The sequence below is a fragment of the Sphingomonas sp. AC435 genome (assembly GCF_979253005.1).
Genome location: NZ_CEEDCJ010000004.1, coordinates 256,053 through 270,338 on the forward strand (window position 1 = coordinate 256,053; position 14,286 = coordinate 270,338).

The 14,286-nt window shown below is 65.4% G+C and carries 15 protein-coding genes; 5 read left to right on the forward strand and 10 right to left on the reverse strand.

All coding sequences use genetic code 11. From position 1 onward, the window contains the following. Window positions 1-82 precede the first annotated feature (82 nt). Window positions 83-1,129: a pyruvate dehydrogenase (acetyl-transferring) E1 component subunit alpha gene (gene pdhA / locus AC0CH8_RS10240; RefSeq protein ID WP_343283940.1), complete on the forward strand. Its 1,047-nt coding sequence runs from the start codon at window positions 83-85 to the stop codon at window positions 1,127-1,129. Window position 1,130: 1 nt separating this feature from the next. Further along, entirely contained in the window at window positions 1,131-2,564 is a 1,434-nt protein-coding gene (locus AC0CH8_RS10245) for a pyruvate dehydrogenase complex E1 component subunit beta (RefSeq protein ID WP_465239793.1), read from the forward strand. Window positions 2,565-2,636: 72 nt separating this feature from the next. Here the strand turns inward: AC0CH8_RS10245 and AC0CH8_RS10250 are convergent, their stop codons facing one another. From AC0CH8_RS10250 to AC0CH8_RS10260, 3 genes are read right to left on the reverse strand one after another with little or no spacing between them, the layout of a single operon-like run. Continuing rightward, on the reverse strand, window positions 2,637-4,043 hold the full coding sequence (locus AC0CH8_RS10250; RefSeq protein WP_465239974.1) for a TadE/TadG family type IV pilus assembly protein: 1,407 nt from the start codon (window positions 4,041-4,043) through the stop codon (window positions 2,637-2,639). Next, the gene (locus tag AC0CH8_RS10255; RefSeq protein ID WP_465239794.1) at window positions 4,037-4,558 is read right to left on the reverse strand and encodes a TadE/TadG family type IV pilus assembly protein; all 522 of its coding nucleotides are present in this window, start codon (window positions 4,556-4,558) and stop codon (window positions 4,037-4,039) included. The genes AC0CH8_RS10250 and AC0CH8_RS10255 overlap by 7 nt, the downstream gene beginning before the upstream one ends. Beyond that, on the reverse strand, window positions 4,555-5,037 hold the full coding sequence (locus AC0CH8_RS10260) for a TadE/TadG family type IV pilus assembly protein (RefSeq protein WP_465239795.1): 483 nt from the start codon (window positions 5,035-5,037) through the stop codon (window positions 4,555-4,557). Before AC0CH8_RS10260 ends, AC0CH8_RS10255 begins: the two co-directional genes overlap by 4 nt. A gap of 76 nt (window positions 5,038-5,113) precedes the next feature. Between AC0CH8_RS10260 and AC0CH8_RS10265 the strand changes: the two genes are divergently transcribed. Together AC0CH8_RS10265 and AC0CH8_RS10270 are read left to right on the forward strand one after the other, a co-directional pair. Then, window positions 5,114-5,869, forward strand: coding sequence for a squalene/phytoene synthase family protein (locus AC0CH8_RS10265; protein WP_465239796.1), 756 nt, complete (start codon window positions 5,114-5,116; stop codon window positions 5,867-5,869). Window positions 5,870-5,922: 53 nt separating this feature from the next. Continuing rightward, window positions 5,923-6,387 carry an EF-hand domain-containing protein gene (locus AC0CH8_RS10270; protein WP_465239797.1) on the forward strand — a complete coding sequence of 155 codons (465 nt, stop codon included), beginning with the start codon at window positions 5,923-5,925 and terminating at the stop codon, window positions 6,385-6,387. Here the strand turns inward: AC0CH8_RS10270 and trmFO are convergent. Beyond that, a complete protein-coding gene (gene trmFO / locus AC0CH8_RS10275) occupies window positions 6,320-7,690 on the reverse strand; it encodes a methylenetetrahydrofolate--tRNA-(uracil(54)-C(5))-methyltransferase (FADH(2)-oxidizing) TrmFO (RefSeq protein WP_465239798.1) in 1,371 nt (456 codons plus the stop codon). The genes AC0CH8_RS10270 and trmFO overlap by 68 nt on opposite strands. A gap of 148 nt (window positions 7,691-7,838) precedes the next feature. Here trmFO and AC0CH8_RS10280 point away from each other — a divergent pair, with 148 nt between their 5' ends. Beyond that, window positions 7,839-8,282 carry a DUF488 domain-containing protein gene (locus AC0CH8_RS10280; RefSeq protein WP_465239799.1) on the forward strand — a complete coding sequence of 148 codons (444 nt, stop codon included), beginning with the start codon at window positions 7,839-7,841 and terminating at the stop codon, window positions 8,280-8,282. Window positions 8,283-8,287: 5 nt separating this feature from the next. On the opposite strand, the gene AC0CH8_RS10285 is transcribed toward AC0CH8_RS10280, so the two are convergent. The 6 genes from AC0CH8_RS10285 to yaaA all read right to left on the reverse strand — a co-directional run bounded on the left by AC0CH8_RS10285 (window position 8,288) and on the right by yaaA (window position 14,074). After that, window positions 8,288-8,578 carry a hypothetical protein gene (locus AC0CH8_RS10285; protein WP_465239800.1) on the reverse strand — a complete coding sequence of 97 codons (291 nt, stop codon included), beginning with the start codon at window positions 8,576-8,578 and terminating at the stop codon, window positions 8,288-8,290. A gap of 43 nt (window positions 8,579-8,621) precedes the next feature. After that, window positions 8,622-8,969 (reverse strand): DUF952 domain-containing protein, encoded by a 348-nt coding sequence (locus tag AC0CH8_RS10290; RefSeq protein ID WP_465239801.1) that lies wholly within the window; start codon window positions 8,967-8,969, stop codon window positions 8,622-8,624. Further along, window positions 8,966-11,776, reverse strand: a complete 2,811-nt coding sequence (gene gyrA, locus AC0CH8_RS10295) for a DNA gyrase subunit A (RefSeq protein WP_465239802.1) — start codon at window positions 11,774-11,776, stop codon at window positions 8,966-8,968. The genes AC0CH8_RS10290 and gyrA overlap by 4 nt, the downstream gene beginning before the upstream one ends. A 163-nt stretch (window positions 11,777-11,939) precedes the next feature. Further along, on the reverse strand, window positions 11,940-12,251 hold the full coding sequence (locus tag AC0CH8_RS10300; RefSeq protein ID WP_465239803.1) for a hypothetical protein: 312 nt from the start codon (window positions 12,249-12,251) through the stop codon (window positions 11,940-11,942). A 405-nt stretch (window positions 12,252-12,656) separates the two neighbouring features. After that, complete coding sequence (locus tag AC0CH8_RS10305; protein WP_465239804.1) at window positions 12,657-13,337, reverse strand: SDR family NAD(P)-dependent oxidoreductase; 681 nt, start codon at window positions 13,335-13,337, stop codon at window positions 12,657-12,659. Next, window positions 13,334-14,074 carry a peroxide stress protein YaaA gene (gene yaaA / locus AC0CH8_RS10310; RefSeq protein WP_465239805.1) on the reverse strand — a complete coding sequence of 247 codons (741 nt, stop codon included), beginning with the start codon at window positions 14,072-14,074 and terminating at the stop codon, window positions 13,334-13,336. The genes AC0CH8_RS10305 and yaaA overlap by 4 nt, the downstream gene beginning before the upstream one ends. Window positions 14,075-14,286 lie beyond the last annotated feature (212 nt).

Here is a 14,286-nt window from a genome sequence, read left to right on the forward strand (position 1 = left end):
GATCGCCCAAGCGCGGATTGATGTTGCAGCGCGACCGGTTCTATAGGCACCCCCTGATCCCTTACGGAAACGAGGAAGTTTCGTGGCCAAAGCCCCCGCTCGCGCGATTGCCGACCCACCCATTCCCAACCGCGAGCGCCCGGGCGAACCGCTCCCGTTCGAAGCGACGAAGGAGCAGTTGCTCGATTTCTACAAACAGATGCTGCTGATCCGCCGCTTCGAGGAAAAGGCCGGACAGCTTTACGGCCTCGGCCTGATCGGCGGTTTCTGCCACCTGTATATTGGTCAGGAGGCGGTCGCGGTTGGCCTTCAGTCCGCGCTGGACGGTGACAAGGACTCGGTCATCACAGGGTACCGCGACCACGGCCACATGCTGGCCTATGGTATCGATCCGCAGGTCATCATGGCCGAACTCACGGGGCGTGCCGCCGGCATCTCCAAGGGCAAGGGCGGGTCGATGCACATGTTCTCGACCGAGAAGCGCTTCTATGGCGGGCACGGCATCGTCGGCGCTCAGGTGTCCCTGGGCGCGGGCCTCGCGTTCAAGCACAAATACAGCGGCGACGGCGGCGTCTGCATGGCGTATTTCGGTGACGGTGCGGCCAATCAGGGCCAGGTCTACGAAGCGTTCAACATGGCCGAGCTGTGGAAGCTGCCGATCATCTTCGTGATCGAAAACAACCAGTATGCGATGGGCACCAGCGTCAATCGCGCCTCTGCCGAGGATCAGCTGTATCGCCGCGGCGAGAGTTTCCGGATTCCCGGCATCCAGGTCGACGGCATGGACGTGCTGGCGTGCCGCGGTGCCGCCGAGACGGCGCTGGAGTGGGTGCGCGCGGGCAAGGGCCCGGTCATCCTCGAGATGAAGACCTATCGCTATCGCGGTCACTCGATGTCTGACCCGGCCAAGTATCGCAGCCGCGAGGAAGTGCAGGCGGTGCGCGACAAGTCCGATCCGATCGAACACGTGAAGCAGCTGCTCGCGGCGCAGGGCGTGAAGGAGGAGGATTTGAAGACCGTCGAACAGGCGATCCGCAAGACCGTCAACGAAGCGGCGGATTTCGCCGAAAGCACGCCCGAGCCGGATCCGGCCGAGCTGTATACCGACGTGCTGGTGGAGACGTACTGAGATGCCGATCGAGATCAAGATGCCCGCGCTGTCCCCGACGATGGAGGAAGGCACGCTGGCGAAATGGCTGGTCAAGGAAGGCGATAGCGTTAAATCCGGCGACATCATGGCCGAGATCGAGACTGACAAGGCCACGATGGAGTTTGAAGCCGTCGACGAAGGCACGGTCGCGCGGATCGTCATCGCCGAGGGTACCGATAACGTGAAGGTCGGCACTGTCATCATGACGCTGGCCGCCGAGGGCGAGGACGCCTCTGCGGCACCCGCCGCGCCCGCAACCAAGGACGACAGCCCGAGCCCGGACGCCAAGGCCGACGAACGGAAGCCGGCCGATACCGTCGAAGACTCCGCGCATCCCGCGCAGGAGAAGGTCGACACCGGTGCGCGCCAGATGTTCGAGGCGGCTGGCCACACAGCCGAAGTCGCGGACCCGCAGGTGCCCGAGGGCACCGAGATGGTGAAGACCACCGTTCGCGAGGCGTTGCGCGATGCGATGGCCGAAGAGATGCGCGCAGACGACCGCGTGTTTGTGATGGGCGAGGAAGTCGCGCAGTATCAGGGCGCGTACAAGGTCACGCAGGGATTGCTGGACGAGTTCGGCGACCGTCGCGTCATCGACACGCCAATCACCGAATACGGCTTCGCCGGCGTCGGCACGGGCGCGGCGATGGGCGGACTGAAGCCGATTGTCGAGTTCATGACGTTCAATTTCGCGATGCAGGCGATCGATCACATCATCAACTCGGCCGCCAAGACCAACTACATGTCCGGCGGCCAGATGCGCTGCCCGATCGTGTTTCGTGGTCCGAACGGTGCGGCCAGCCGCGTCGGTGCGCAGCACTCGCAGAATTACGGCCCGTGGTACGCCAGCGTCCCCGGCCTGATCGTCATCGCACCGTATGATGCGGCCGACGCAAAGGGTCTGCTGAAGGCGGCGATCCGCAGCGGCGATCCGGTCGTGTTCCTGGAAAACGAGCTGCTCTACGGCCGCAGCTTCGACGTTCCCAAGGTCGACGATTGGGTCCTGCCGATCGGCAAGGCGCGGATCATGAAGTCGGGCAAGGACGTGACGATCGTCAGCTATTCGATTGGCGTCGGGCTGTCGCTCGAAGCCGCCGACAAGCTGGCGGACGAGGGCATCGACGCGGAGGTCATCGACCTGCGCACGCTGCGGCCGCTCGACAAGAAGGCCGTGCTCAAGTCGCTGGCGAAGACCAACCGGCTGGTCGTGGTCGAGGAGGGTTGGGCGACCTGCTCGATCGCGTCCGAGATCGCGGCGATCGTCATGGAGGAGGGCTTCGACGATCTCGACGCCCCCGTCCTGCGCGTGACGAACGAGGATGTGCCGCTGCCCTATGCCGCCAACCTCGAGAAGCTGGCGCTGATCGACTCCGCCCGCATCGTCGCGGCGGTGAAGAAGGTCTGCTACCGCTAAATGCGACTGCTCGATCGGTAGCGCAAAAACCCCCGCCGGCGACGGCGGGGGTTTTTCGTTGCGCGTGTCCTATCAGCGGATGATCGTAGGTGTCTGGGTCGCCTGACGGAACAGATTCTGCATGGCGGCGTGGATGGTGGGTTCGTCGGAAGCCTCGAAGAACCAGCCAGGACTCGCGCATTTTTCGAGATTGGGTTTGATATCTTTCGCGATGGGCTGCACCAGTTTGATGTATTCGTCGCGCAATGCAGTACTATTGGGCTTTGTGGGATCGGCCTTCGTCGGGAGAAAAGTAGTGTAAACGATCCCGACTGTGACCCCCTTTTGTTTGTACGCGTCGCAGCTGGCGGGATTGATCGGCGCTGTGCAGTGACCGTAGGTGCAGTTGCCCTCGATATCTGTGACGCCGTCCGTGACCATGAAAAAGAACTTACGGGCCTTCGCCTGCGTCGTCCCGTCATCGACGCTGGTGCTCGTGGCCTTGATATAGGGCAGAACGAAATTGGCGGTGGTCGGCAAATCCGTGTCGCCGAAGCCGATCGCCCCATCATTGTCGCTGAGCGTGAGCGAGCTGACCTTGCTGCTCACGCTGGCGAGATCGGTCGTCAGCTTTACGTATTCGTCGACGCCTATGTTCCAGCGGCCGGAGTTCTTCCCGATCCGGTAGAGGCCGAACTGATAAGTCTGGTCGTTGCCTTGGCCGGCAACGGCCGTATTGATCATGTCCATCGTGGCTTCGCGCAGCACGTCGATCCGCATCTTGGCGTTAACGAGCGGCATGCGCGCGATTTGTTCCATCGAGTATTTCTCATTGGGATCTTTGGCGTGACAGCCGAACTGACAACCTCGATTATTGTAGAACTTGGTTGCATTCCAGAGTTTCAGCGCTTCGGCATCCGTCGCGGCCAAGCCCATCGACTGCGAAGTATCAAGCGCGAGATGGATGTCGATGTATGGCGCGATCGTGGTCTTGGCGGTCGCGGAGCCGCCGATGTCCAGCGTGGCCTTGCCCAGAATGCCCGAGAAGCCGTTGGCGGACGTCGCATTGTACGTGACCACGACGGTTCTGCTGAGCGGGCGCGAAAATGGCACGATTGGTGTGCCACTGGCCGGACAGACGATCGTGACCGGGATACCGATCGGCAGCGTGTCGGTGATGGTGATCGTCAGGCCGGACGCGCGCGAGGTGTCGATCGCAAGCCCGGGAATGGCGGTGGACTGACTTTCGAACGTACTGCGCGCCGCCTTGCACGCCACGTCCATCGTGTTCTTCATCATCGGCGCAGTGACGCCGGCGAGCGACGCCGCATCGGTCACCGCGTTGAGACGTGTCTGAAGCCGCATCGCGCCCGCATAATCGATGCCCATGCCCGTCGCGAAGGTGAGCGGGATCATGGAGAAGGCGAAGATCATCAGCATGTTGCCACGCCGGTCCCGGCGCAGCCCGCCCAAACGGCGAAAGATCGCGTGCGTCAGCACGTCGAGCAATCCACGTAAGTCGATTTGCGGGGAACCATGAACAGCGACTGGGTGAAGTTGATCGGCCAGGCGAACTGGCCGCCGATCGGGCGATAGTCGTACGCGACTTCGCCAAGCACATAGTAGCTGTTGGCGATCCTCATCGCGGCGGGCAGACCGGTGAAGGCGCCGGTCGGGCGCTCGACCCCATTCTTGGGGACGCTCCAGACCACGGTGACGTTTCTGGCGGCATCGACCTTGATCAGGCTGACGCGGGACTGGGCCGCCGCGACGTCATACGGGGCCATGATCTGGGTCGACGCGTCGAGGATCGTACCGACCTCCGCCGCACTGATCGTGTCGTAGCGCGACACGAGATCGGCGATGGAGCGCGCGACGATCGTTACGCGTCTTTGACATGCGGAGGCTTGGGTCAGCTGATACCCGCCGAGAAACAGCGTGATCAGGATCGGCAGGACCATCGCGAATTCGACCATCGCCATCCCGCGGGCATCATTGCGCAGCGAGCGGATCATGACCGGTAAGGCTCCGACTTGAACACCATCGTGCCGATCAACAGGCGCTTGCCCCGACCGGCGTTGGAGAAGTCGAGGCTCAGCGGGCCGATCTGCACGTTCCAGAAGTACATGAGCCGGACGATCATGATCGACTGGCTGCCGCCCGAATTGAACTGCCACGCGTTCGAAACCGTGCCGTCGGGATTATAGGTGATGCCGGGCGTGTCGGTGTCGATATTGGAGAAGTCGGCGGCGGTTCGTACGTCGACGATCAGGTTGTTGCAGTCGAAGATGCGTGGCATCTGTCCGCAGGCGTAGGTGCGGAACTGGGCGGCGCTCATCGCCGCCTGCTTGGCTTGCCCGGTCATGATGTAGCGGGCGCCGGCCTCCGCGCCGGTCTGTAGCGCCTGCTGCGCGAAGAAGATCAGGACGGTCTGTGCACAGGCGATCAACAATGCGAAGAAGGCGGAAGCACAGATCGCAAATTCTACCGCCACCGCCCCGCGGCGGTCTGCAAGCAGACCCTTGCGGGGGAACCACCCGAGGGGGTTCGTGAGAAACGGGCGGAAGTACATGAGCCCGCCTTATCCTGTGTTAGTAAAGATTCGGTTCGAAAGCCTCATTCTTCAGGAAAACATGGACCACGGTCAGAATAGCCAAGTTGATGCGACGCACGCCGCTGATATCCCGCAACGTTTGGCCATGGCGCATATGCCGGTCGCCCGACGCCCGGCAGTTGAGGCGGTTTTGGCGCTCGACAGGGCGTTGGGTCAAATCCTGCGCACGACTCGCGAGCCCATGATCGGACAGATGCGACTGACGTGGTGGCACGGGGCGCTGAGTGCCCTCGACGACAAGGCACCGCCTGCGCAGCCGGTGTTGCAGGGGTTGGCGACGGACGCGCTGCCCGCCGGTGTGTCCGGGGCCGACCTCGCCGCGATGGTGGAGGGGTGGGAGGTGCTCCTGGAACCCGACCTGGACGCGACGGCGCTGAAGCGGTTTGCGGAGGAGCGCGGCGGTCGGCTGTTCCAGCTGCTCGCGACGATCGTGGCCCCCGGAGAAGGGGATCGGCGCGGAGCCACTATGGCGGGCGAGGGCTGGGCGTTAGCCGATCTCGTACCGCGGCTGACGGATCAGCTCGCATCGGCCGAGGCACGGACATTGGCTGAACAGCGATTTGACGCCGCGTTCTCAATGCGCTGGCCAAGACGTTTGCGACCATTGGGAACGCTGGCACTCGTGGCGCGGGCTGCACTGGCCACCCCCGACAGGCTTCCCGGTCCTGCGCTGGCGTTCCGTTTAATTCGGCACCGCCTGACAGGGATGTAGCGCACCAACGAAAACAGTTTTAGCCTGTGCATCTTTGATGTGGGGGCGGTCTGATGTGGCGATACATGGCGGGTGGTGTGGCCGGGCTGGCGGCGTTGGCGGCGGGCGTGATGGCGTGGGATCGCGGCGGCGCTGCGTCGGAGCCGTTACTGCCGTCCGCGCCCGCGGTGCAAAGCCGGGCCGCGGCAACCTACACCGCCCCGGTCCCGGAGGCGACGGCTGAAACGCGCGAGCAGAAAAGGTTCGGACGGTATGACAAGGACCGCGACGGCGATGTCACGCGCGACGAATATCTGGCGCAGCGGCGCAAGGCATACGCCAAACTCGACGTGGACGGTGACGGCAAGCTGTCGTTCGATGAATGGGCGGTGAAGGCAGCCACCAAGTTCGCCACTGCCGATCGTGACAAATCCGGCGGCATGACCGCCGCCGAATTCGCCACCACTGCGGTCAAGCGGAAGCCGAAACTGCGCTGTCCTCCCGCTGGGGAGCGGGAGCCGGCGGCGGAGGAGAGTTGAGCCATTCCGCCAGTGCGGCCCGGCCCCGGTCGGTGTACATGCGCTTGCGATCCGCCTTCTTCGTCCGGCCGGGGATCGGCGGAAACAGGCCGAAATTGACGTTCATCGGCTGGTACGTCTCCGCCTCCGCGCCACCCGTGATATGGCCGAGCAGCGCGCCGAGCGCAGTCTCCACGGGCGGCGGCGGCAAGGTTTCTCCGCGCAACTCCGCCGCCGCGAACCGCCCCGCGAGCAGGCCGATCGCCGCACTCTCGATGTAGCCTTCGCACCCGGTGATCTGGCCGGCAAAGCGGATGTTGGGGCGAGATTTCAGCCGCAGCGTCGCGTCGAGCAGTTCGGGCGAGCGGATGAAGGTGTTGCGGTGAAGCCCGCCCAGCCGCGCGAACTCCGCGTTCTGCAAGCCGGGGATGGTGCGGAACAGGCGCACCTGCTCGGAATGCTTGAGCTTGGTCTGGAACCCGACGATGTTCCACAACGTGCCTTGCGCATTATCCTGCCGCAACTGAACGACGGCATAGGGCCAGCGGCCGGTCCGCGGATCGTCGAGGCCCACGGGCTTCATCGGGCCGTAGCGCAGCGTGTCGACGCCGCGTTCGGCCATCACCTCGATCGGCATGCACCCCTCGAAATAGGGCGTGTCCTTTTCCCAGTCCTTGAACGGGGTCTTTTCGCCCTCGACCAGGCCGGTGTGGAAGGCGAGATACTCGTCCTTCGTCATCGGGCAGTTGATGTAGTCCTTCGTCTCGCCCTTATCCCAGCGGCTGGCGAACCATGCCACGTCCATGTCGATGCTGTCGCGGTGGACGATCGGCGCGAGCGCGTCGAAAAAGGCGAGCGACTCCTTGCCCGTCGCGGCGCCGATCGCCTCCGCCAGCGAGGCGGCGGTGAGGGGGCCGGTGGCGAGGATCGTCGGTCCGTCCGGCAGCGTGTCGATCCGCTCACGGACCAGCGTGACGTTCGGATGATCGGCCAGCGCGGCGGTAACGCCGGCGGAATAGCCGTCGCGGTCGACCGCCAGCGCGGAGCCGGCGGGGACGCGGTGCTTGTCCGCCTCGCGCAGGATCAGCGAGCCCAACCCGCGCATCTCCTGATGTAACAGGCCAACGGCATTGGCCTCGGCATCATCGGAGCGGAAGCTGTTGGAGCAGACGAGTTCGGCAAGATCATCGGTCTGGTGGGCCGGGGTCCGCTCACCCGAGCCGCGCATTTCGGACAGGCGAACGCGAACGCCGGCCTCCGCCAGTTGCCAAGCGGCTTCGGACCCGGCGAGGCCGCCGCCAACGATGTGAATATCGTGTGTCATGCCCGTCGTTCACCGCGATTGGTCCCAAAAGTCACGGGAAAACGCATGCAGGCGGGACCGATCGCCCTGTCCGCCGCAGATGGATTGGCGCGGGAGCCAGGCGGTCAAGGCGGTTGAGCCGAGGCGTGTTCGTTCCCATCTCTGGACCATGAAGGTCTTCACCATCGGGTACGAAGCGACGACCGTCGCCGACTTCATCGCGGCGCTGGTGGCGGCGGGGGTCGAGCGGGTGATCGATGTCCGTGCACTGCCATTGTCCCGGCGGCCGGGCTTTTCCAAGTCGTCGCTCGCGGCGTCGCTGGGAGAGGCGGGGATCGAATATCGGCACCTTCGCGCATTGGGTACGCCCAAGCGGGGACGGGATGCGGCCAAGAAGGGCGATGTGGCAACGTTGGAGGCCGTCTACGCCGAACAGCTGGAACTGCCGGAAGCTCAGGCCGAGGCGGCGGTGATGCTCGCGCTGGCCGCCGAACGCCCCAGCGCGCTGGTGTGTTACGAGCGTGATCCATGCCACTGCCACCGCACGCTGCTGATCGCGGCGATGCGGGGCGAGGTGGCGGACGATATCGAGGTGGTGGACCTGTTCGCCTGACGCGATCAAGCGGCGGGCTTCTTCGCCTTCGGTCCCGGCTTCGGTTTGCGTTTCGGCTTCTTCCGCTTGCCGCTGTCGCGGGAGGCGACGAATAGCCCGCCTGCGACGGCAGCGAGCCCAAGCCCCAGACCGGCGGCGAGCGCGATCAGGCCCATGTTCGGCGACTTGCCGGCGGGCGGGGTGGCGGCGATGCGCGGATCGCCCGGCGGCGGTGCGTGCTCGGTGTGTGGCTTGGGTGGCGTCTGGAGCGGGTAGGGCGATTGATTGCCGGCGGGGACGGGAGGTGTGTGGGTCATTCCGGTCAAACCGGCGAAGGCGCGGTTCGGTTGCGCGCAGCCTTCAACCCGCGACGGGCAATTTCACCACGCCATCGTCATCACGTTCGAGCGGGCCGTAAGCGATGACGGTTTCCAGGAGCAGCGGGCCGTAAAGATGCGGGAAGAGCTGGCCGCCACGGCTTTCCTCCCACTTCAGCGATGCGTCGAAACTGCCGAGATCGACGGCGGCGACGTACAGGTCGCGTTGGCCGGCAAAGTGCTTGTCGACCGTCGCCGTTAGCTGGTCGGCGGTGGAGAGGTGGATGTAGCCGTCCGCCACATCCACCGGCGCGCCGTCGAACCGGCCGTCCCGCTCCAGCGTCGCCATCTGGTCGGCGGTCAGCACCTTGTACGCGGTTTGGGTCGTCATTCCGCGTCGTCCCCGTCGTCGCTCTCGTCGACCTGCTCGTCCAGCGTCTGTGGACCCGTACCATCATCCAGTGTCAGCGTATCGTCGGCGGGTGCGGCGGGGGAGGCCGACAGTTCGTCGGCGACGATCGCCTCGGCTTCGTTCTCCGGCTCCTCCTCCTCGTCGATGCGCGCGGCGGAGACGACATGTTCGCCCTTGCCGACGCTGAACAGGGTGACGCCCTGCGTGTTGCGGCCGGTGACGCGGGTATCTCCGACCGACAGGCGGATCAGCTTCGCCTGATCGGTGACCAGCATCAGCTGCTCGCCCGAATGCGCAGGGAAGCTGGCGACGACCGGGCCGTTGCGGTCGGAGGTGACGATGTTGGTAATGCCCTGACCGCCGCGATTGGTGCGGCGATATTCGTAGGCGGAGGTGCGCTTGCCATAGCCGTTGGCGGTGACGGTGAGGATGAACTCCTCCGCTGCTTCGAACTCGGCCATGCGATCGGGTTCGAGCGTGATCTCGCGCTCGCCCTCCTTCCACGGTGCGGCCTTCAGATAGGCCTCGCGCTCGGCCGGCGTCGCGTCGAAGCCGCGCAGGACGGAGAGCGAGATGACCTCGTCTCCGTCCGCCAGGCGCGCACCACGAACGCCGGTCGAATCGCGGCTCTGGAACTCACGCACGTCGGTGGCGGAGAAGCGGATCGCGCGCCCCTGACGCGTCGCGAGCAGGACGTCGTCCTCCTCGGTCAGCAGCGACACGCCGATCAGGCGATCGTCGGAGCCTTCGTCGAAGCGCATCGCGAGCTTGCCCGAGGTGCGAATGCTCGCGAACGCGTCCATGCTGTTGCGGCGCACCGACCCCTTCGCGGTGGCGAACATGACGTGCAGGTCGCCCCAGCGCAGCTCGTCCTCCGGCAGCGGCAGGACGGTGGAGATCGTCTCTCCCGGTGCCAGCGGCAGCAGGTTGACCATCGGCCGGCCGCGCGTGGCGGGGCCACCCTCGGGCAGGCGCCAGACCTTCAGGCGGTACACCTTGCCGGCGGTCGAGAAGAACAGGACAGGCGTGTGAGTCGAGGTGACGAACAGGCTGGTGACGGCATCCTCGTCCTTCGTCGCCATGCCGGCGCGGCCCTTGCCGCCGCGGCGTTGCGAGCGGAAGGTGTCGAGCGGAGTACGCTTGATATACCCCTCCATCGTCACGGTGACGACCATGTCCTCGCGCTCGATCAGGTCCTCGTCGTCGATACCATCGGCGGCGGCGGCGATCTCGGTCCGGCGCGGCGTCGCGAACTGGTCGCGGATCGCCTTCAACTCGCCGCGCATGACCTCGTACAGCTTCACGCGATTGGCGAGGATTTCGAGCAATTCGCCGATCGAGTCTGCCAGCGTCTTCAGCTCGTCGCCGATTTCGTCGCGGCCGAGCGCGGTAAGACGGTGGAGACGCAGGTCTAGGATCGCGCGGACCTGAGCATCGGACAGGCGATAGACGTCGCCGACATGGTCGACCTCGACCGCCTCGACCAGCCGCAGGTACGGCGCGATCTCGGCGACGGGCCATTCCCGCGCCAGCAACGCCATGCGCGCGGCGGTGGGGCTGGACGATCCGCGGATGATCCGCACCATCTCGTCGAGGTTGGTGACGGCAATGACGAGGCCGAGCAACAGGTGCGCGCGGTCCCGCGCTTTGGCTAGTTCGAACTTCGAGCGGCGGGTGATGACCTGCACGCGGAAGTCGATGAAGGCGGCGATGATGTCGCGCAGGTTGAGAAGCTCTGGCCGACCGCCGCGGATCGCGAGCATGTTGGCGGGGAACGACCCCTGCGCGGGCGTGTGCCGCCACAACTGGTTGAGCACGACCTCCGCCGTGGCATCACGCTTCAGGTCGATGACGATCCGCACGCCCTCGCGGTTCGATTCGTCGCGAATGTCGCTGACGCCCTCGATCCGCTTTTCCTTGGCGGCCTCGGCGATCTTTTCGACCAGCGCGTTCTTGCCCTGCTGGTACGGGATTTCGGTCAGGATGATCGACTGGCGATCGCCGCTCTTCGTCTCGATCTTGTAGCGCGAGCGGACGATGATCGAGCCACGGCCGGTGCTGTACGCGGAGCGAGCGCCGGCCCGACCCAGGATGATCGCGCCGGTCGGGAAATCCGGGCCGGGAACGATCTCGGTCAGTTCCTCCGACGTGATCGCGCCATTGTCGAGGTACGCGAAGCACGCATCGATGACTTCGCCCAGATTGTGCGGCGGGATGTTGGTCGCCATGCCGACCGCGATGCCGCCGGCGCCATTGACCAGCAGGTTCGGGAACTGCGCGGGCAGCACCGACGGCTCGCGCTCCGAACCGTCATAGTTCGGCGTGAAATCGACCGTATCCTTGTCGAGCCCGTCGAGCAGCGAATTGGCGACCTTCGCCAGACGCGCCTCGGTGTAGCGCATCGCGGCGGGCGGATCGGGGTCCATCGAGCCGAAATTGCCCTGGCCGTCGATCAGCGGCACCCGCATCGACCAGTCCTGCGCCATCCGCGCGAGGGCGTCGTAGATCGCGCTGTCGCCGTGCGGGTGGTATTTACCCATCACGTCACCGACGATGCGCGCCGACTTGCGATACGCCTTGCCCGCGACGAAGCCGCTTTCGTACGCCGAGTAGAGGATGCGGCGATGCACCGGCTTCAGACCGTCGCGAACGTCGGGCAGCGCGCGCGCGACGATGACGCTCATCGCATAGTCAAGGTAGCTCGACTTCATCTCGTCGACGATGGAGATCGTCGGCATCCCATCGGGATTGGCGGGAGGATCGGCGAGGACGATGTCGTCGGCCAAGGTCAGTATCCGGATCGTTACAGGGGTGTGGCAGTCCTAGGTCGTCCGGCAGCCATTGTCCACGCGTGCGCGCGCGTGCGTGCGAGGTGCGTATCGGAATCGTCCGGCCCACGCACGCGTACGGGGAGGCGCGTGCGTGGGCGGTGGGGAACGGGGTAGGTCTTCAGCCCTTGCAGGCGGTCTTGGCTTGGTTGCCGGGTTTGCGGCAGTCGTAGGTCACGGTCTTGCCGGTCGATGTCTTGGTCGTGACCATGCTGCCGCCCGGCGTGTGCACGACGGCGGCGGTGCGCGTGGCGGTGGCGACGCGCGCCGAAGTCGGCTTGCCGGCAACCTTGGTCCTGACCGCGCGCTGCGTGGTCACGACATGGGCGGTGGTGGCGGGATGCGCCGCCTGCGGGGTGGCGGCAGCCACGGCGGCTGCTCCCGACGCGATCGACGCAGCGGCGAGCAGGGCGAAGGGGAGCGACTTGGTCATCGAAGCGGTCCTTGTTCCGGGTTGGAGAAGGCGACGACGCCGCCGGGAGAACGACGCCGTCTAGGGGCTCTATCGGCTCCGGCGGATGGCGGGTGCTTGGCGGGGAGGTGACAAAATGGTCACGAGTGCAGGTGTTTAGGACGCGTGTGAGCCGTTGCCCGCACCTCCACCCGGCGGAGGCCGGGGTCCAGTTGCCGGCGGCTTCGTGCACCTTTCGACATTTGCCGAGCTTGAAACCCGGCCCCCGCTGGAGGAGGTTTTATGCGAATGCACAAGGCGAGACGGCCGAAATGGTTCGTCATGCCGGGCCTGTTCAGGCACCTACGGAACCGCGTACTCGTCGATCGTTGGTTCGCGGGCGGGTGGATGCCGGGACAAGCCCGGCATGACGGGGAAGGGCGCCCGTTACGGCGTGACTTCTTTGCCCTCCCAGTCGAACAGCTTGCCCGTGTCCGGCGCTTTCAGGGCATCGATGACGTCGAGCAATTGCACCGCGGCGCGAGATGGCGTGAAGAGCTGGTCGGGGCGAACGTTGCCCTGAAACGGCTTCGACAGCGCCGTGTCGACGGTCCCCGGGTGCAGCCCGACGACGATACTGCGATCGTTCCGCCGTTTTTCCTCGATCGACACTGTGCGGACGAACTGGTTGAGCGCGGCCTTCGCCATGCGATAGCCATACCAGCCGCCCAGCCGGTTATCGCCGATACTGCCGACCCGCGCGGACAGGACTGCGAACACGCAGCGGCCCGTCTTCGGCATCTTCGGCAGCAGGTGCTTGGCGACGAGCGCCGGGCCGATCGTGTTGATCGCATATTGGCGCATCAGCCATTCGGCGTCGAGCGCGGCGAGCCCCTTTTCGGGCGATCGCTCGTCCTCGTGCAGCAGACCGGTGGAGAGGAAGACCAGGGTCGGTGGCGTCGTCAGCGACGCGGCGGCGGCGGCGATGCTCGCCTCGTCGGTCAGGTCGACATGGTCAGGCCCGATGAAGCTGCGGGCGAAGCCGCGGACGGCAATGTCCTCGTCCCGCAGCGCCTCGACCATCGCTGCGCCAATGCCGCCAGACGCCCCTATGACGATCGCCGTCATCGCGAAAACCTCCAGCGGGTGTCGTCGCTCTCGTCCGCGACGAAGCGGTAGCCATCGGTGTCGAAGCCCTTCATCGCTTCGACATCGGCGACGCGGTGCTCGACCAGCCAGCGCGCCATCAGCCCGCGCGCCGTCTTTGCGTGGAAGCTGACGAACCGGTCACCGTCGCGGAAATCCACGGCGATCACGCGGACATCGGCGGGCAACCGGCCCTCTACCGCGGCCCAATATTCCTGGCTGGCGAGGTTCAGGAGGGTGCCGGAACCCTCCTTTTCCAGATCCCCGGCAAGCGCATCGGCGATGCGATCCTGCCACCAATCGGTCAGCTTCGCCTTTCGCGGCGCCCAGCGGGTGCCCATCTCCAACCGGTAGGGCTTCATCGCGTCGAGTGGCCGCAACAGCCCGTAAAGCCCCGACAACATACGCAGATGGTCCTGAGCGTAATCGACCGCCGCCTCGTCGAGCGTGGCGGCATCCAGCCCGGTATAGACGTCGCCGGCGAAGGCGTAGAGCGCCGGCCGTTCCTGTGCGCCAGCGAAGTCGCGGAATCGATCGGCGTTCAGCTTCGCCAACGCGGGCGAGATATGCATCAACTCGCGCAGACGCTTCTGCGGCAGCCGCGCCGCGGATCGGGCGAGGCTGGCCGCCTCCTCCGCGAAGCGGGGCTTCGTCGGCGTGACCGGCGGCAGCTTCGTGTCGTAGTCCAGCGTTTTGGCGGGCGAGATGACGGCGATCATCGTCGGCGGTTAGCGGGGGTGGCGCGTCGGTTCAATCGGAGGCTTGAAGCGGGCGTTCAATCGCGGTTCAGCGCATTTCCCGGAAGGAACCAACATCCTCGCACTTGCTTGAAGGGGTGAGGCGGCATCGTTAATGACGCTTGCTACGCGACCCTTCCGGTCGGCAGATACGGTCAAACGGGGCTTAAATGCCCGATTGGAGAGACTTTCCC